The organism is Pseudomonas sp. HY2-MNA-CIBAN-0224 (genome assembly GCF_040310285.1).
Taxonomy (GTDB): domain Bacteria; phylum Pseudomonadota; class Gammaproteobacteria; order Pseudomonadales; family Pseudomonadaceae; genus Aquipseudomonas; species Aquipseudomonas helleri.
The window spans coordinates 108,400-125,726 of the sequence record NZ_JBEOPQ010000005.1 but is presented as its reverse complement, the minus strand read 5'-3'; the positions used below and the strand labels follow the sequence as shown (position 1 = coordinate 125,726).

Annotated in this window: 14 protein-coding genes; 12 read left to right on the top strand and 2 right to left on the bottom strand. The window is 59.1% G+C overall.

Annotation, left to right across the window (positions count from 1 at the left end; genetic code table 11):
• The first annotated feature begins 83 nt into the window (after positions 1-83).
• Positions 84-422 (top strand): Rieske (2Fe-2S) protein, encoded by a 339-nt coding sequence (locus AAEZ03_RS05200; RefSeq protein ID WP_123751735.1) that lies wholly within the window; start codon positions 84-86, stop codon positions 420-422.
• Here the strand turns inward: AAEZ03_RS05200 and sfsA are convergent.
• Positions 405-1,112, bottom strand: a complete 708-nt coding sequence (sfsA, locus tag AAEZ03_RS05195; protein WP_262123750.1) for a DNA/RNA nuclease SfsA — start codon at positions 1,110-1,112, stop codon at positions 405-407. The genes AAEZ03_RS05200 and sfsA overlap by 18 nt on opposite strands.
• Positions 1,112-2,284, bottom strand: coding sequence for a pyridoxal phosphate-dependent aminotransferase (locus tag AAEZ03_RS05190; RefSeq protein ID WP_123751737.1), 1,173 nt, complete (start codon positions 2,282-2,284; stop codon positions 1,112-1,114). Before AAEZ03_RS05190 ends, sfsA begins: the two co-directional genes overlap by 1 nt.
• A 320-nt stretch (positions 2,285-2,604) precedes the next feature.
• Here AAEZ03_RS05190 and dksA point away from each other — a divergent pair, with 320 nt between their 5' ends.
• The 11 genes from dksA to AAEZ03_RS05135 all read left to right on the top strand — a co-directional run bounded on the left by dksA (position 2,605) and on the right by AAEZ03_RS05135 (position 17,226).
• On the top strand, positions 2,605-3,048 hold the full coding sequence (gene dksA / locus AAEZ03_RS05185; RefSeq protein ID WP_048373305.1) for an RNA polymerase-binding protein DksA: 444 nt from the start codon (positions 2,605-2,607) through the stop codon (positions 3,046-3,048).
• A 173-nt stretch (positions 3,049-3,221) separates the two neighbouring features.
• A complete protein-coding gene (gene gluQRS, locus AAEZ03_RS05180; protein WP_350576680.1) occupies positions 3,222-4,118 on the top strand; it encodes a tRNA glutamyl-Q(34) synthetase GluQRS in 897 nt (298 codons plus the stop codon).
• A 239-nt stretch (positions 4,119-4,357) separates the two neighbouring features.
• Positions 4,358-7,312 carry a sensor histidine kinase gene (locus AAEZ03_RS05175; protein ID WP_162208453.1) on the top strand — a complete coding sequence of 985 codons (2,955 nt, stop codon included), beginning with the start codon at positions 4,358-4,360 and terminating at the stop codon, positions 7,310-7,312.
• A gap of 22 nt (positions 7,313-7,334) precedes the next feature.
• Entirely contained in the window at positions 7,335-8,774 is a 1,440-nt protein-coding gene (locus AAEZ03_RS05170; RefSeq protein WP_048385642.1) for a sigma-54-dependent transcriptional regulator, read from the top strand.
• Positions 8,775-9,529: 755 nt separating this feature from the next.
• Positions 9,530-10,921, top strand: a complete 1,392-nt coding sequence (locus AAEZ03_RS05165) for a polynucleotide adenylyltransferase PcnB (protein WP_048385644.1) — start codon at positions 9,530-9,532, stop codon at positions 10,919-10,921.
• A gap of 3 nt (positions 10,922-10,924) precedes the next feature.
• Entirely contained in the window at positions 10,925-11,425 is a 501-nt protein-coding gene (gene folK / locus AAEZ03_RS05160; protein ID WP_350576676.1) for a 2-amino-4-hydroxy-6-hydroxymethyldihydropteridine diphosphokinase, read from the top strand.
• A 206-nt stretch (positions 11,426-11,631) separates the two neighbouring features.
• Complete coding sequence (gene panB, locus AAEZ03_RS05155; RefSeq protein WP_350576673.1) at positions 11,632-12,432, top strand: 3-methyl-2-oxobutanoate hydroxymethyltransferase; 801 nt, start codon at positions 11,632-11,634, stop codon at positions 12,430-12,432.
• Entirely contained in the window at positions 12,429-13,289 is an 861-nt protein-coding gene (gene panC, locus AAEZ03_RS05150) for a pantoate--beta-alanine ligase (protein WP_123751741.1), read from the top strand. Before panB ends, panC begins: the two co-directional genes overlap by 4 nt.
• Before the next feature lie 267 nt (positions 13,290-13,556).
• Complete coding sequence (gene pgi / locus AAEZ03_RS05145) at positions 13,557-15,221, top strand: glucose-6-phosphate isomerase (protein ID WP_123751742.1); 1,665 nt, start codon at positions 13,557-13,559, stop codon at positions 15,219-15,221.
• Between the two features lie 47 nt (positions 15,222-15,268).
• Positions 15,269-16,138 (top strand): oxygenase MpaB family protein, encoded by an 870-nt coding sequence (locus AAEZ03_RS05140; protein WP_278940821.1) that lies wholly within the window; start codon positions 15,269-15,271, stop codon positions 16,136-16,138.
• A gap of 74 nt (positions 16,139-16,212) precedes the next feature.
• Positions 16,213-17,226, top strand: coding sequence for a class I SAM-dependent rRNA methyltransferase (locus AAEZ03_RS05135; RefSeq protein WP_153334000.1), 1,014 nt, complete (start codon positions 16,213-16,215; stop codon positions 17,224-17,226).
• Positions 17,227-17,327 lie beyond the last annotated feature (101 nt).

The following is a 17,327-nucleotide window of genomic DNA, read 5'->3' as shown; positions in this document are numbered from 1 at the left end:
AATTGTTTGCATTTGCACGTCAACCTCTTAACGTGCGCCATCACGCGGATCGATTCATACATCAGGGTAGGTTAAGGATTGTAATGAAATATGTGTGCCCCTCAGCGTCGCTGACAGAAGGCGCCAGCCTGGGCTTTGAACAGCACGGCATCCGCCTGCTTGTCGTGCGTCGGGCCGGTCAGGTCTACGCCTATAAAAATCGCTGCCCCCACCGTGGTGTGCCGCTGGAATGGCAGCCCAACCAATTCCTCGACCCCAGCGCCAGCCTGATCCAGTGCGCGACCCATGCTGCGTTGTTTTTGATTGAGAGCGGGGAATGCGTTGCCGGGCCTTGCGCCGGGCAATTCTTGACCGCCCTTGGCTGCCATGAAGACAACCAAGGGATTTGGCTGACACACGATGAGTCAGAGGATGACGTCTAACCGGCGGTCAACCACCACCGCGTCAGACGTCAGGCTGACACCATAGGCCAGTACCTGCACACCTGCCGCCACCGCTTCACGCAAAGCCGCCGCGTAGCCCGGATCGATTTCTTGCGCCGGGCGTACCGCGTCGATCCCGGTCAGGTTGACGCAATACAATTGCACCGCCCGCACGCCTTCACGGGCCAGGCTGGCCAGCTCACGCAAATGCTTGGCGCCGCGTTGGGTAACCGCATCCGGAAACGCCGCCACACGGGTGTCGTCAAAACCCAACGTGACACTTTTGACTTCGACAAAGGCAAAGCCCCCCGGGTACTCCAGGCGGAAATCAATCCGGCTGTTTTCCTGCCCGTAAGCCACCTCACGCTTGAGCGCGGTAAAGCCATTGAGCTCGGTGATCACCCCGGCCAACAGCGCTTCTTCGACCAAACGATTGGCACGCCCGGTGTTCACACACGCCAAACGGCCTTGCGGGGTTTCGCTGATCTCCCACGTACCCGGCAATTTGCGCTTGGGGTCATTGGAGCGGCTGAACCAGACTTGCCCGCCTTCGACCATGCAATTGAGCATCGAACCGGTATTGGGGCAGTGAATGGTGAGCAGCTCGCCGGTGACGGTTTCGATGTCGGCCAAAAAACGTTTGTAACGCTTGAGCAGGCGCCCTTCTTCTAAGGCTGGAGAGAACTGCATCAGTTTTTCCAGCTCTGCAGGCCACGGGCAATTCGCTCAACCGCTTCCTGTAGGCGCGGCAAACTCTGGGTGTAGGCAAAGCGTACGTGATGCCCGGCCTGATGACGCCCAAAATCCAGACCCGGAGTGAAGGCAACGTGCTCGGTTTCGAGGAAGTGACGGCAAAAAGCGAAGGCATCATCGCCGAACGCGCTGATATCGGCGTACAAATAAAACGCACCTTCAGGCTCCACGGCAATGCCGAATCCCAATGCTCGCAACGCGGGCAGTAGATAGTCACGACGGCGTCCAAACTCGGCGCGACGCTCTTCCAAAATGGCCAGCGTTTGCGGTTCAAAACACGCCAGCGCGGCATATTGCGCCATGCTCGGAGCGCTGATGTAGAGGTTCTGCGCGAGCTTTTCCAGGTCTGCGACGGCCTCAGGTGGCGCCACCAGCCAGCCCAGACGCCAGCCGGTCATACCGAAATACTTGGAGAAACTGTTGAGCACAAAAGCGCTGTCATCCACCTCAAGCACACTGGCGGCCTCACAGCCGTAGGTCAGGCCGTGATAGATCTCATCCACCACCAAATGTCCGCCACGCGCCTTGACCGCGGCCGACAAGGCCGCCAGCTCTTCACGGCTCAAGAGGGTTCCGGTCGGGTTCGCCGGGGACGCGACCAGCGCGCCCACACTGTCTTGATCCCAGTGGCGTTCAACCAGGTCGGCCGTCAACTGGTAACGAACATCAGGGCCGACCGGTACCAACTGTGCGGCCCCTTCAACCAAGCGTAAGAAATGCCGGTTACAGGGGTAGCCCGGATCTGCAAGCAACCAGTGTTTTCCCGGATCAACCAGCAGGCTGCTGGCTAAAAGCAAAGCACCAGAGCCACCTGGGGTGATCAGAATGCGCGAAGGGTCGATGTTCAAGCCGTAACGCTGTTGATAAAACCCGGAAATTGCTTCGCGCAACTCAGGCAAGCCGCGTGCTGCGGTGTAACGGGTTTTACCCGCGGCCAGGGCGGCCTGGCCCGCCGCGATAATCGGCTCAGCCGTGGTGAAATCGGGCTCGCCAATCTCCAGGTGAATTACATCGTGCCCCGCCGCCTGCAACTCGTTGGCACGCGCCAACAACGCCATGACGTGGAATGGTTCGATCGCGCGGCTGCGCGCACTGTAAGACTGAGCCATGAGCCTGCCTTCCTGGGTAAGCAAAAGTCCGATTCTACCCAAGCACTGTCACAAGGGAGAGCGAAATAGAGTCTTAGACTGCCCGTGCGTAGAACCAAACGGCGCAAGCCCCGGTCATAGCTCGGCTAAAATATTAATTTGCCACTAATCTTAAGTACGACAGGCTTTGTACACGATCGCTGACAACAGGCTAGACAACCGGGAGTAGCGCGGCCCGAATTGATCTGGTAAGTTCGCCCGCTTGCAGCCGCAGGGCCGGCAGGTGTCGGTGATGTTGCAATCCTGCGCAATGGATTAGAAGAACAGAGGCGGTCCATTTCATGCCCACACAAGCACAGCAACAGAATACTCAATCGCTTAGCGGCTTCGAGCCCTACGTTGAAAAGCCGGGTGAAGAGTACATGGGCGAGCCTATGCGCAAGCACTTCACCAAGATTCTGCAAAAGTGGAAACAGGACTTGATGCAGGAAGTCGACCGCACCGTTGATCATATGAAAGACGAAGCGGCCAACTTTCCTGACCCAGCTGATCGCGCCAGCCAGGAAGAAGAATTCAGCCTGGAACTGCGAGCCCGCGACCGCGAGCGCAAACTCATCAAGAAAATCGACAAGACCCTGCAACTGATCGAAGACGAAGAGTACGGTTGGTGCGAGTCTTGCGGCGTCGAAATCGGCATTCGCCGACTCGAAGCCCGCCCGACGGCGGACATGTGCGTAGACTGCAAAACCTTGGCTGAAATCAAGGAAAAACAAGTCGGCAAGTAATCGCCGGCCTGACCCAATGGGGCGTGCGAACGCCCCATTTTTGTTTCTGTAATTTGCTCTTCCAGCCCTGTAGCCGCTGCCGCAGGCTGCGATAAGGACCGAAGGGCCTTCAAAACACCAGGGCTGCTACGCACCCCATCGCAGCCTTTGGCAGCGGCTACAGGATTTATGCCATGACGGCTGTTCCAAACCCCTCCTACATCGGGCGCTTCGCCCCGACGCCCAGCGGTCATTTGCACTTCGGCTCGCTGGTGGCCGCCCTCGCCTCGTACCTTGACGCACGCTCCGTAGGCGGGCGCTGGTTGTTGCGTATGGAAGATCTCGACCCGCCGCGTGAAATGCTCGGCGCTCAAGCCGCCATACTCGACGCCCTGCAACGCTATGGGTTTGAGTGGGACGGTGAACTGGTTCGTCAAAGCGAGCGCCATGACGCCTACGCGCAAGTTGTGGACCGCTTGTTCAGCCAAGGCCTGGCTTATGCCTGCATGTGCTCGCGCAAACAACTCGAAGGCTATAACGGGATTTACCCCGGGCTGTGCCGCAACGCCGGCCATTCGATGGAAAACGCCGCCATTCGCCTGCGCGTGCCGGAGCTTGAATACGCCGTTGAAGACCGCGTACAAGGCACCTTCCGCCAGCATTTGGGCCGTGAAGCTGGTGACTTTATTATCCGCCGCCGCGATGGCTTGTCCGCCTACCAGTTAGCGGTGGTGCTCGATGATGCCTGGCAAGGGGTCACTGATATCGTGCGCGGCGCCGACCTGCTCGACTCCACACCGCGTCAGCTATACCTACAAGAGTTGCTCGGGTTATCGCAACCTCGCTACCTGCACGTGCCGCTGATCGTTCAACCCGACGGCCACAAGCTGGGCAAATCGTACCGCTCGCCGCCGCTGACACCCGATCAAGCCTCGCCCCTGCTGCTTCGCGCCCTGCGTGCACTGGGCCAGGCCCCGGACGAAAGCCTTGATGGCGCCAGCCCGCGTGAGATCCTCGATTGGGGCATTGCGCACTGGAATGCCGGGCTGATCCCGCGCACGCTCACCCTGGCCGAGGCGCAATTACGCTGACAGCCCTTGCAGGTTGCCAACCATCCGTTACCATCGCCGCACGTTTTTAGGGCATGCGGCCAGCAAAAGTGAGGGCAGGATGTATATCTATCGATTGGTCCTGTTGCTGGTTGTCGGGATCTACCTGTTTTCCCCCGCCATCATGGATTGGTGGATTGACGCGACGGGCGCCTGGTACAGGCCGTATCTGCTTTGGCTGATTCTGATCGTTGTGACCTTTATTCTTCAGAGCCAAAAAGATGCCGATGAGCTTTAGCCTGACCCAGATGGTGCTGGTCAGCGCCGCGTATTTGCTGGTGCTGTTTGCAGTGGCGTGGATCAGTGAGCGCGGCATGATCCCGCGTGCGATCATTCGCCACCCGCTGACTTACACCTTGTCACTGGGTGTTTACGCCAGCGCCTGGGCGTTCTACGGCACCGTGGGCCTGGCGTATGAATACGGTTACGGCTTTTTATCCAGTTACCTCGGGGTGTCCGGCGCGTTCTTGCTGGCGCCCGTGTTGCTCTACCCCATTTTAAAAATCACCCGCACCTACCAGCTGTCTTCGCTGGCAGACCTGTTTGCGTTTCGCTTTCGCAGTTCATGGGCGGGCGCGCTGACCACGATTTTCATGCTGATCGGCGTGTTACCGCTGCTGGCCCTGCAAATTCAGGCCGTGGCCGACTCCATCAGCATCCTGACCCGAGAACCGGTGCAACACCGCGTAGCCCTGAGCTTCTGCGCGATGATTACCCTGTTCACGATTTTCTTCGGTTCACGGCACATCGCCACGCGTGAAAAGCACGAAGGGCTGGTGTTTGCCATTGCCTTTGAGTCGGTGATCAAGCTGGTCGCCATCGGCGGCGTTGGCCTTTATGCGTTGTATGGCGTGTTCGGTGGCCCGCAGCAACTGGAAGTCTGGCTGCTGCAAAACCAGACCGCCCTCGCCGCCCTGCACACCCCGCTGCAAGAAGGCCCTTGGCGCACCTTGCTGCTGGTGTTTTTTGCCTCGGCCATCGTGATGCCGCACATGTATCACATGACCTTCACCGAAAACCTAAATCCGCGCGGGCTGGTCAGCGCCAGCTGGGGCCTGCCGCTGTTCCTGCTGCTGATGAGCCTGGCCGTGCCGCTGATTCTCTGGGCCGGGCTCAAGCTGGGCGTCACCACCAACCCCGAGTACTTCACCCTGGGGATTGGCATCACAGCCAACAGCAAAGCCCTGGCGTTACTGGCCTATGTCGGCGGGCTTTCGGCGTCCAGCGGGTTGATCATCGTCACCACCCTGGCGCTGTCGGGCATGGCGCTCAACCACCTGGTGCTGCCGCTGTATCAACCGCCCGCAGAAGGCAATATCTACCGCTGGCTGAAGTGGACCCGCCGCGCGCTGATTGTGGCAATCATCATGGCCGGCTACGGGTTTTACCTGCTGCTGGGCGCCGAGCAAGACCTCGCCAACTTGGGCATCGTCGCCTTTGTCGCCACCTTGCAGTTCCTGCCGGGCGTGCTCTCGGTCCTGTACTGGCCAACGGCAAACCGCCGCGGCTTTATCGCCGGGTTGCTGGCCGGGATCGTGGTGTGGATGGGCAGCATGCTGTTCCCGCTGATCGGTAACTTCCAGGGCTTCTACATCCCGTGGCTCGACATGATCTACGTGCTGGACGATACCAGTTGGCACATGGCGGCCATCGCCTCGCTCGCGGCGAACGTTCTGATGTTCACCCTGATTTCCCTGTTCACTAACGCCAGCCCCGAAGAAGCCAGCGCCGCCGAAGCTTGCGCGGTAGACAACGTACGTCGCCCGCAACGTCGCGAGCTGCACGCCGCCTCCCCGCAAGAGTTTGCCACCCAACTGGCCAAACCTCTGGGCGCCAAGGCCGCGCAAAAAGAAGTCGAGCAAGCCTTGCGCGACCTGTACTTGCCCTTCGACGAGCGGCGGCCGTACGCCTTGCGACGCTTGCGTGACCGGATCGAAGCCAACCTGTCGGGCTTGATGGGCCCCAGCGTTGCCCAAGACATGGTTGAAACCTTTCTGCCTTACAAATCAGGCGGCGAGAACTACGTCACTGAAGACATTCACTTCATCGAAAGCCGGCTTGAGGACTACCACTCGCGCCTGACCGGCCTGGCCGCCGAGCTGGATGCCTTACGCCGCTATCACCGCCAAACGCTGCAAGAGCTGCCGATGGGCGTGTGCTCGCTGGCCAAGGATCAAGAGATCCTGATGTGGAACAAAGCCATGGAAGAGCTGACCAGCATCCCCGCCCAGCGGGTGGTCGGTTCACGCCTGAACACCCTGGGTAACCCGTGGCGCGAATTGCTGCAGGGCTTTATCGACCTGCCCGACGAACACTTGCACAAACAGCATCTGGCCCTCGACGGCCAAACCCGCTGGTTGAACCTGCACAAAGCGGCCATTGATGAACCGCTGGCACCGGGTAACAGTGGCCTGGTGTTGCTGGTCGAAGACTTGACCGAAACACAGATGCTCGAAGACAAACTGGTGCATTCCGAGCGGCTGGCCAGCATTGGGCGACTGGCCGCAGGCGTGGCCCATGAAATCGGCAACCCGGTGACCGGCATCGCCTGCCTGGCGCAGAACCTGCGCGAAGAGCGCGAGGACGACGGCGAACTGACCGAGATCAGCAGCCAGATCCTTGAGCAGACCAAGCGCATCTCACGCATTGTGCAATCGCTGATGAGCTTCGCCCACGCGGGCAGCCATCAGCACAATGACGAGCCCGTCTGTCTGGCCGAAGTGGCTCAAGATGCCATTGGTCTGCTGGCCTTGAACCGGCGCAACTTTGAGGTGCAGTTTTACAACCTGTGCGACCCCGACCATTGGGTCGACGGTGACCCGCAGCGCTTGGCGCAAGTGTTGATCAACCTGCTCTCAAACGCCCGCGACGCCTCGCCTGCCGGCAGCGCCGTGCGGGTCAAGAGCGAAGCCAGCGAGCACACGGTCGACCTGATCGTTGAAGACGAAGGCAGCGGAATTCCGAAGAACATCATGGACCGATTGTTCGAACCCTTCTTCACCACCAAGGACCCTGGCGAAGGCACCGGCTTGGGCCTTGCACTGGTCTATTCCATCGTTGAAGAGCATTATGGACAAATCACCATCGACAGCCCGGCTGACATTCAGAGCCAACGCGGGACCCGTATTCGGGTGACACTACCGCGTCATGTCGAAGCGACGTCCGCTGTGAACTGAGACCGTCGAGAGAACTGAATCAATGCCGCATATTTTGATCGTCGAAGACGAAACAATCATCCGCTCCGCGTTGCGCCGCCTGTTGGAGCGTAATCAGTACCAGGTCAGCGAAGCCGGCTCGGTACAGGAAGCGCAAGAGCGTTTCAGCATTCCCTCGTTCGACTTGATAGTCAGCGACTTGCGTTTGCCCGGTGCGCCCGGCACCGAGCTGATCAAGCTGGGCCAAGGCAAGCCGGTGCTGATCATGACCAGCTACGCCAGCCTGCGCTCAGCCGTCGACTCAATGAAAATGGGCGCGGTCGACTACATCGCCAAGCCGTTTGATCACGACGAAATGCTCCAGGCTGTGGCGCGCATCCTGCGCGATCGGCAAAACAGCCAGACGGTGGCCGCCGCTGACCGCCCGGCCGCCAAGCCCGGTAACACCGACAAAAACACGGTGGACAACAGCAACGGTGAAATCGGCATCATTGGCTCATGCCCACCGATGCTCGACATGTACAGCAAGATCCGCAAAGTCGCGCCCACCGATTCCAATGTGCTGATTCAAGGTGAGTCGGGCACGGGTAAAGAGCTGGTCGCCCGCGCCCTGCACAACCTGTCCAAACGCGCCAAGGCCCCGATGATCTCGGTCAACTGTGCGGCCATTCCTGAATCTCTGATCGAATCCGAACTGTTCGGCCACGAAAAAGGCGCGTTTACCGGCGCCAGCGCCGGGCGTGCCGGGCTGGTCGAAGCCGCCGACGGCGGCACACTGTTCCTCGACGAAATCGGTGAGCTGCCCCTGGAAGCCCAGGCGCGCTTGCTGCGCGTGCTGCAAGAAGGCGAGATCCGCCGCGTGGGCTCGGTGCAGTCGCAAAAAGTCGATGTGCGCCTGATAGCTGCGACCCACAGAGACCTCAAGAACCTGGCCAAGGTTGGCCAGTTCCGTGAAGACTTGTACTACCGCTTGCACGTTATCGCGCTCAAATTGCCGCCTTTACGCGAACGCGGCGCTGACGTTATCGAAATCGCCCGCGCTTTCCTCGCCCGTCAAAGCGCCCGTATTGGCCGTACTGACCTCAAGTTCGCCCCTGACGCAGAGCGCGCCATCAGCCATTACTCATGGCCGGGTAACGTCCGCGAGCTGGAAAACGCCGTAGAGCGCGCCGTGATCCTGTGCGAAAGCCCGGAAATCTCGGCCGACCTGCTGGGTATCGACATTGAACTGAGCGACTTGCAGGACGACGACTTTATCGGCCTGGCGCCGCAACAGAGCATCAGCAGCGGTAACACCAGCCTGGACCCGACCGAAGATCTGTCACTGGAAGACTACTTCCAGCACTTCGTTCTGGAGCATCAAGACCACATGACCGAGACCGAACTGGCCCGCAAGCTTGGCGTGAGTCGTAAATGCTTGTGGGAACGTCGCCAACGCCTGGGCATTCCGCGCAGAAAAACCGGTGTCGCCAGCGAAAACTGAAACGGGTAACGCCGCAGGTAACACCTCACACCGAGAAAAAACTGTTACCGCTGATTAATCACGTAACAAAAGCCGGGGTTTACGGTAACGAAACCCCGGCTTTTTTTGGCCTGCCAAAAAGTGAAAAGCCCGAAAACCCCTTATTTTGCTGGGCCGCGCAAAAGTTGGCACGACCCCTGCTATATGTATTCGTACAAGAACAATAAGAATCACAGCAACACACAATAAAAATAAGACGTATCGGCTCACGCATAACAAAAACAACACGGCGGAGGCGCAGCTAACTGATTGTTTTGGAGAGGCGTTGTACATGGGGCTTGCCCCACGGCTAGGCAGAGAACAACAAAAACTGCACTTAAAGCAGAGCCTGAACTAGTTGGATCATTGATCACATCAACACAGCGACCAAAGCAATCCGTTTGCTCTTATCTCTCAATTTGAGAGGGTTACACAGGCTAAAACCTGGTAACCAGGGCACTTAACAAAAACAAAAAGCCCGAAACTCATAATAAAAATAGAGCATGCAACTAATTCTGGGGGAGCTTCGGCTCCCCTTGTGCTTGCTGCGATTCAGAAAAAATCGCTTACCGGCTCTAACTCAAGCCTCTGGTAGCTATTTATAGCGTGCCGTTTGTAGCTTCGCGCGCAAGAGCGGCTCAGCTTCCTACACCATCCCCTGACTAAATGCTAGAATCCCCGCCCATCATGCGGTCATTCTTCGTTTTGGCCGAACATTCCTTCAAACAGTGCATCCCATGCTGAAGAAGCTGTTCCAGTCACTCCGTACTCCCAAGCGTCGCACGCAACAACTGCGTAGCACCCCAGAAGTGCTCAACAGCGGCCAACACTCGCTGCAACGCGCTCAATTCAGCCGTTACGCCGTCAACATCGTCGAACGTCTGCAGAACGCCGGTTATGAGGCCTATCTGGTCGGCGGTTGTGTGCGCGACATGCTGCTCAACATCACGCCCAAAGACTTCGACGTTGCCACCAGCGCCACCCCTGAACAGGTGCGTGCAGAGTTTCGCAATGCGCGGATCATTGGCCGCCGGTTCAAGTTGGTTCACATCCACTTTGGCCGTGAAATCATCGAAGTCGCGACCTTCCGCGCCAACCACCCGCAAAACGACGAAGAGGAAGACAGCAACCAGTCCTCGCGTAACGAAAGCGGGCGCATTTTGCGTGACAACGTTTACGGCACCCTTGAAGAAGACGCCCAGCGTCGTGACTTCACGATCAACGCCCTGTATTACGACCCGGTCAGCGAGCGCATTCTTGATTACGCCAACGGCGTGCACGACATCCGCAATCACCTGATTCGCCTCATCGGCGACCCTCAGCAGCGCTACCAGGAAGACCCGGTGCGCATGCTGCGCGCGGTGCGCTTCGCGGCCAAGCTCGACTTCGGTATCGAAAAACACACCGCCGCACCGATCCAGGCTCTGGCGCCGATGCTGCGCGAGATACCGTCTGCGCGTCTGTTCGAAGAAGTCCTCAAGCTGTTCCTGTCGGGCAACGCGGCAGACACCTTCGAGATGCTGGTTGACCTGCAGTTGTTCGACCAACTGTTCCCGGCCAGTGCCGAAGCGCTTGAGCACAACCCGACATACACCCACACCCTGATCAGCGAAGCCCTGCGCAACACTGACTTGCGGATCAAACAAGGCAAACCGGTCACCCCGGCGTTCCTCTTTGCCGCCTTGTTGTGGCCAGCCCTGCCGACACGGGTCATGCAATTGCAAGACCGTGGCATGCCCGCCATCCCGGCCATGCAGGAAGCAGCGCATGACCTGATCGCAGAACAATGCACGCGCATTGCCATCCCCAAGCGTTTCACGCTGCCGATCCGCGAGATCTGGGACATGCAAGAACGCCTGCCGCGCCGCAGTGGCAAACGCGCCGATGCATTGCTGGATAACCCACGCTTCCGTGCCGGCTATGACTTTTTGCTGTTGCGTGAAAGCGCTGGCGAACAGACCCACGGCCTGGGCGAGTGGTGGACCGACTACCAGGACGCCAACGACAGCGGTCGCCGCGAGATGATCCGCGAGCTGAGCAATGCCAAGGATGACGGCACCGGCCCTGCCCCGCGCAAACGTCGCCGTACCAGCAGTAGCAAGCGTAAACGTGCAGGCGCAGACGAGTAAGTGATGGAACGTATCTACATCGGCATGGGCAGCAACCTGGCTGAGCCTACAGAGCAATTGCGCAGCGCTGTTCAGGCGCTGGCGCAACTGCCGCAGTCAACTCTGGCCGGTGTTTCGGCGTTCTATCAAAGCGACTCGTTACTGCCCAGCCAGCCGCGCTACACCAATGCCGTGGCGGCCATCGACAGCGCCTTGGCACCGCTGGAACTGCTGGATGCCCTGCAAGCCATCGAGCTTGATCAGGGCCGCGAACGTCACGAACGCTGGGGTCCGCGCACGCTGGATCTGGACATCCTGCTCTTTGGCGATCGCCTGATCGACGAACCTCGCCTTAAAGTTCCGCACTACCATATGCACGCCCGCCCTTTCGTGCTGTACCCGCTGGCCGAACTCGCGCCCGCAGCGCTGGTACTCGCTGACGGCCGCCGTCTTGAGCAATTGCTTGCAGACTGCCCATTCGTCGGCCTTGAGCGCATGGCGCCATTCGCTGAAACGAATCAATAACCGCGGTAACACCCACGCGGTAACACCTCTAATTGACTTCCAGTGTCACCGTCACGACTATAGGCATCCCGCTGCCGTCCATTCGACGGCGCAATGTGAAAAGCAGGCGTTATAAGCACCGTTACTAAAAGGTGTGCCTGCTTCTACGATGAATCACATGCGTGACACGCAGTGGTTATCACACTGCCTGACGAGGATCCTTTTTCATGCCGGCTATCACCCTGACCACCCTGCAAAGCCTTAAGCAAAAAGGTGAAAAAATCACCATACTGACGTGCTATGACGCCACCTTTTCCCACGTCTGTAATCAGGCGGGTGTGGAAGTGTTACTGGTGGGCGACTCCCTGGGCATGGTTCTGCAAGGGCATGACAGCACTCTGCCAGTTACGACCCGCGACATGGCGTACCACGTGGCAAGCGTCAAACGCGGCAACCAGGACGCACTGATCCTCGCCGACCTGCCCTTCATGGCCAACGCGACCACTGAGCAAACCCTGAACAACAGTGCCCAACTGATGCAGGCGGGTGCGCACATGGTCAAAGTGGAAGGCGCCGTGTGGCTTGCCGAGTCGATCCGCTTGCTGGCCGAGCGCGGTATTCCGGTGTGCGCCCACATGGGCCTGACGCCGCAAACCGTCAACGTTCTGGGCGGCTATAAAGTCCAGGGCCGCAACGAAACCCAGGCCCGCCAGATGCGCGCCGATGCCATTGCCTTGGAGCAAGCCGGTGCAGCCATGTTGCTGCTCGAATGCGTCCCCAGTGAATTGGCCAAGGAAATCACCCACGCGGTGAAAATCCCGGTAATCGGTATTGGCGCGGGCAGTGACACCGACGGCCAGGTGCTGGTCCTGCACGACATGCTCGGCTTGTCACTGACCGGGCGCGTTCCCAAGTTCGTGAAGAACTTTATGACGGGTCAACCCGACATCCAGTCCGCAATCAGCGCTTACGTGGCTGAAGTTAAAGCCGTCAGCTTTCCTGGCACCGAACACGGATTCTCTGCATGAACACAGTCAAAACCGTTCGCGAGTTGCGCGCAGCCGTCGCACGCGCTCGCAGCGAAGGCAAACAAATCGGCCTGGTGCCCACCATGGGCAACCTGCACAGCGGCCATGCGGCTTTGGTCACCACCGCTGCTCAGCAAGCCGATTTCGTGGTGGCGAGCATTTTCGTCAACCCGCTGCAGTTCGGTGCCAATGAAGACCTCGACACCTACCCGCGTACGCTTGCGGCCGACCAGGAAACCCTCCTGCAAGCGGGCTGCAACCTGCTGTTCGCGCCGACTGTAGAAGAAATGTACCCCAACGGCATGACGGGCCTGACCCGCGTGACCGCCGCGCAACTGAGCAATGAACTGTGCGGCAGCCGCCGTCCGGGGCATTTCGACGGCGTCACCACTGTCGTCAGCAAGCTGTTCAATATGGTTCAGCCCGACTTGGCCATCTTTGGCCAAAAGGACTTCCAGCAACTGGCCGTTATCCGCGCCATGGTCCTTGACCTGAACATCCCGGTGCAGATTATTGGCGAGCCGACTGTACGTGCTGAAGACGGCCTGGCGTTGTCTTCGCGCAATGGCTATTTGACCGAAGAACAGCGCCAGATCGCGCCAGCGTTGTATCGCCATCTGAACGAAATCGCCCAGGCCATCAAGGCCGGTGAGCGTGATTACCCCGGGCTGGTTCGCCACCACCTGGCGCTGATCGAAGCCAAAGGGTTTCGCCCCGACTACCTGGAGATCCGCCAGGCACAAACTCTGCTGCCAGCCACCGCCGATGATCGCGATCTGGTGATTCTGGTTGCGGCGTTCCTGGGGGCAACACGCCTGATCGACAACATTCACCTGAACCTTGAAGGTTCTTTTTAACAAGCAGACTGCACGGAACAGCAGATCCGCCGCCTAACCCTTCACCTATCACTGAAAACTGTGTAGTACCCGAGTAACATGCTCGTGACAAAAGTTACGCAGCAGTGTCAGACAAAGCCGAGACAGAAGCAGGCGCGAGGTTTACTGTAATCGCCCTGCTTCTGAATGAAGCGCAGAATCAGACCAGCCGAAATCTTGACCTCAGATCGAAGGTTTCGGTGTTTTCAGTGTCCAAAAGGCAGTTCAAGCAAAAGGATATTCGCAGCGATGGCGTACTACCGCACTCCTCACGACGTTACCGCTCTGCCCGCCTGGCAAGCGCTCAAACTTCACCGCGCCGACATGCAACATTTCAGCATGCGCGATGCGTTCAACAGCAACCCCAAGCGCTTTGAGGATTTCACCCTCAGCAGCTGCGGGTTGTTTCTGGATTACTCGAAAAACCTGATCACCGACCAGACCCGCAGCTTGCTGGTCAATCTGGCCAACGAAGCCGATCTTAAAAACGCGATCAAGTCGCTGTTTGAAGGCGACATCGTCAACGCCTCCGAGGGTCGCCCGGCCCTGCACACGGCACTGCGTCGCCCTGTGGCCGACAAACTGTCGGTGAACGGCGTCAACATCATGCCGCAGGTGCACAAAGTCCTGAACCAAATGACCGAGCTGGTCGGGCGGATTCACGACGGCCTGTGGCGTGGTTACACCGAGAAACCGATCACTGATGTGGTCAACATCGGCATCGGCGGCTCGTTCCTCGGTCCTGAGCTGGTGTCTGAAGCACTGCTGTCCTACGCGCAAAAAGGCGTTCGCTGCCACTACCTGGCGAACATCGACGGCAGTGAATTCCATGAACTGACCGCAAAACTGCGCGCCGAAACCACGCTGTTTATCGTCTCGTCGAAATCCTTCAACACCCTCGAAACCCTCAAAAACGCTCAAGCAGCGCGGGCCTGGTACTTGGCTCAGGGCGGCTCGGAAGCTGAACTGCATCGCCACTTTATCGCCGTGTCGAGCAACAACGCGGCTGCCGTGGCGTTCGGTATTCGTGAAGAAAACATCTTCCCGATGTGGGACTGGGTAGGCGGTCGTTACTCGCTGTGGTCGGCCATCGGTTTGCCGATTGCACTGGCCATCGGCATGTCCAACTTCAAAGAACTGCTGTCCGGTGCTTACAGCATGGACCAGCACTTCCAGAACGCCCCGTTCGAACAGAACATGCCGGTGCTGATGGCCGCGCTGGGTGTGTGGTACGGCAACTTCTGGGGCGCGCAAAGCCACGCGATCCTGCCGTACGACCACTACCTGCGTAACATCACCAAGCACTTGCAACAGTTGGACATGGAATCCAACGGCAAGAGCGTGCGCCAGGACGGCACACCGGTTTCGACCGACACCGGCCCGGTTATCTGGGGCGGCGTAGGCTGCAACGGTCAGCACGCTTATCACCAGTTGCTGCATCAAGGCACCCAGTTAATTCCGGCCGACTTTATCGTGCCGATTGTCAGCTTCAACCCGGTGTCCGATCACCATCAGTGGTTGTACGCCAACTGCTTGTCGCAGAGCCAGGCGCTGATGCTGGGTAAAACCCGTGCAGAAGCCGAAGCCGAGTTGCGCGACAAGGGCATGAGCGAAGACGAAGTGCAAAAACTCGCGCCGCACAAGGTCATCCCGGGCAACCGTCCGAGCAATACTTTGGTGGTTGAACGCATCAGCCCGCGCCGTCTGGGTGCGCTGGTGGCGCTGTACGAGCACAAGGTCTTCGTACAAAGCGTTATCTGGGGCATCAACGCGTTCGACCAGTGGGGCGTTGAGCTGGGCAAAGAACTCGGCAAAGGCGTTTACAACCGCCTGACCGGCAACCTCGAAGAGCCAGCAGAAGACGCATCGACCCAAGGTCTGATCAACTACTTCCGCGGCCGTCATCGCGGTTGATTGATAGCCAGCCAGTCTTCCCGACTGGCTGGCTCAACCGAGGCCCCATGGAACTTATCCGCCGCCCCATCGAACGCCAAATCATGAGCCTCACCGGGCTATCGCTCGGGCGTCTCGACCTCGAAAACCCTAAAGGCGACCCTGGCCTGTTTGGCCCGGACTCGATCAGTTGGCGTGTGCACGGTGACTTCACCAGCATGCTGATTGGCGGCATCAGCGCCTTGATGCTGCAAGCCTTGCACCCACTGGCCTTGGCCGGGGTGTGGGACCACTCCAATTTCCGCCAGGACATGCTGGGCCGGTTGCGTCGCACCGGGCAGTTTATTTCCGGCACCACCTTTGGCTCCACCGCGGACGCCAACTGGTTGATCGACAAAGTACGCACCATTCACTTGCAAGTGACCGGTACCGGGCTTGATGGTCGGCCTTATGCCGCCAGCGACCCTGAACTGCTCACCTGGGTGCATGTGGCCGAAGTCAGCAACTTTCTTGCGGCCCATCTTCGCTACCGTAATCCGCATTTGTCTGGCGAAGATCAAGACCGTTACTACGACGAAATAGCCTTGGTCGCTGAACGCTTGGGCGCTACGCAGGTGCCGCGCTCACGCCAGCAAATCGCCGAGTACCTCGACCGTGTTCGCCCGCAGTTGCTGTGCGATGAACGCAGCCAAGAAGTGATTCGCCTGCTGCTCAATGCGCCCGCCCCCAGCTTGCTGGCCAAACCGTTTGGGGCATTGATGATGCAGGCCGGGATTGATTTGCTGCCCGATTGGGCCAGCGATCAACTTGAGCTTGAACAACGCCCTGTCACTCGCCAGCTTGTGCGCACGTGCGTGAACAGCACCGCGCCGATCTTGCGCTGGGCCGTGCGCAATGGCTCGGTGCAACGCGCACGGCGGCGCATGGGGCTTGAATGACGGGTGCCAGGCAGCGCTGACAGCGTCTGTTCTGTTAAACTGCCGCGCCTTATCTGTCCCCCAAGGCGCAACGCATGTCTTCCTTGAATCAGGCGCTGCGCGCCGCCCTCGATAATCGTCACGATCTGCTGGCCGAGCTGCACAGCCAGGGCACTGATTGCTATCGCCTGTTCCACGGCAGTCAGGAAGGCGCTGGCGGTTTGACCATCGACCGCTACGGCCCGCAGTTGCTGGTGCAAAGCTTCCATCAGCGTCTTGAGCGCGATGATCTGCTGCAACTGCATGACGCCATCAATCAGCATCTGGGCCTCGAATTGCTGCTGGTCTACAACGACCGCTCCCAAGGCAACTCGCGCATCGATCGCGAAGACACGGTGTACCGCGCTGAAGACGCTGCGCTGGCTGACATGGTCGGTCACGAATGGGGGCTCAACTACCGCGTACGCGGGCGCCATGCTGGCCAAGACCCGCTGTTGTTTCTCGACCTGCGCAATGCACGCGGCTGGGTCAAACAACACAGCGCCGGTAAAAGCGTCCTCAACCTCTTTGCTTATACCTGCGGTGTGGGGCTAAGCGCGGCCGCGGGCGGCGCCAGTGAAGTCTGCAACCTGGACTTTGCCGAAGGCAACCTGGCGGTAGGCCGTGAAAATGGCCTGCTGAACCCGGAACTGAAAAAAATGAAGTTTGTGCAGTCCGACTACTTCGCTGCGATCCGCCAACTGGCAGGGCTGCCCATCGTACAACGCCGTCACAAACTGCCGGCCTACCCGCGCCTCGATCAGCGTGAATACGACCTGGTGCTGCTCGACCCGCCTGCCTGGGCCAAAAGTGCGTTCGGCACCGTCGACCTGCTGCGCGACTATCAAAGCCTGCTCAAGCCTGCGGTTCTGACAACCGCCAAGGACGGGGTGCTGATCTGCTGTAACAACCTGGCAAAAGTCAGCATGGACGACTGGCGTGAGCAAGTCTTGCGCTGCGCCGAGAAGGCTGGCCGCCCCGTGCGCGACTGGCAAGTCCTGACACCCGCTGCAGACTTCCCGTCCATGGATAACCAGCCGCCGCTGAAAACGCTGATTTTGCAGTTCTAAAACGCGGCACCAAAGGGAAAAGTCCTACCCGAAATAAGGCGCTCATATCGGAACCGGAAACGCGTGCCATACTCAAAGGCACTCCTGAACGTAAAGACGAC

Coding starts and splice junctions, on each gene's coding strand:
- AAEZ03_RS05200 (WP_123751735.1), top strand. CDS start 84: ATGAAATATGTGTGCCCCTCAGCGTCGCTGACAGAAGGCGCCAGCCTG.
- sfsA (WP_262123750.1), bottom strand. CDS start 1,112: ATGCAGTTCTCTCCAGCCTTAGAAGAAGGGCGCCTGCTCAAGCGTTAC.
- AAEZ03_RS05190 (WP_123751737.1), bottom strand. CDS start 2,284: ATGGCTCAGTCTTACAGTGCGCGCAGCCGCGCGATCGAACCATTCCAC.
- dksA (WP_048373305.1), top strand. CDS start 2,605: ATGCCCACACAAGCACAGCAACAGAATACTCAATCGCTTAGCGGCTTC.
- gluQRS (WP_350576680.1), top strand. CDS start 3,222: ATGACGGCTGTTCCAAACCCCTCCTACATCGGGCGCTTCGCCCCGACG.
- AAEZ03_RS05175 (WP_162208453.1), top strand. CDS start 4,358: ATGCCGATGAGCTTTAGCCTGACCCAGATGGTGCTGGTCAGCGCCGCG.
- AAEZ03_RS05170 (WP_048385642.1), top strand. CDS start 7,335: ATGCCGCATATTTTGATCGTCGAAGACGAAACAATCATCCGCTCCGCG.
- AAEZ03_RS05165 (WP_048385644.1), top strand. CDS start 9,530: ATGCTGAAGAAGCTGTTCCAGTCACTCCGTACTCCCAAGCGTCGCACG.
- folK (WP_350576676.1), top strand. CDS start 10,925: ATGGAACGTATCTACATCGGCATGGGCAGCAACCTGGCTGAGCCTACA.
- panB (WP_350576673.1), top strand. CDS start 11,632: ATGCCGGCTATCACCCTGACCACCCTGCAAAGCCTTAAGCAAAAAGGT.
- panC (WP_123751741.1), top strand. CDS start 12,429: ATGAACACAGTCAAAACCGTTCGCGAGTTGCGCGCAGCCGTCGCACGC.
- pgi (WP_123751742.1), top strand. CDS start 13,557: ATGGCGTACTACCGCACTCCTCACGACGTTACCGCTCTGCCCGCCTGG.
- AAEZ03_RS05140 (WP_278940821.1), top strand. CDS start 15,269: ATGGAACTTATCCGCCGCCCCATCGAACGCCAAATCATGAGCCTCACC.
- AAEZ03_RS05135 (WP_153334000.1), top strand. CDS start 16,213: ATGTCTTCCTTGAATCAGGCGCTGCGCGCCGCCCTCGATAATCGTCAC.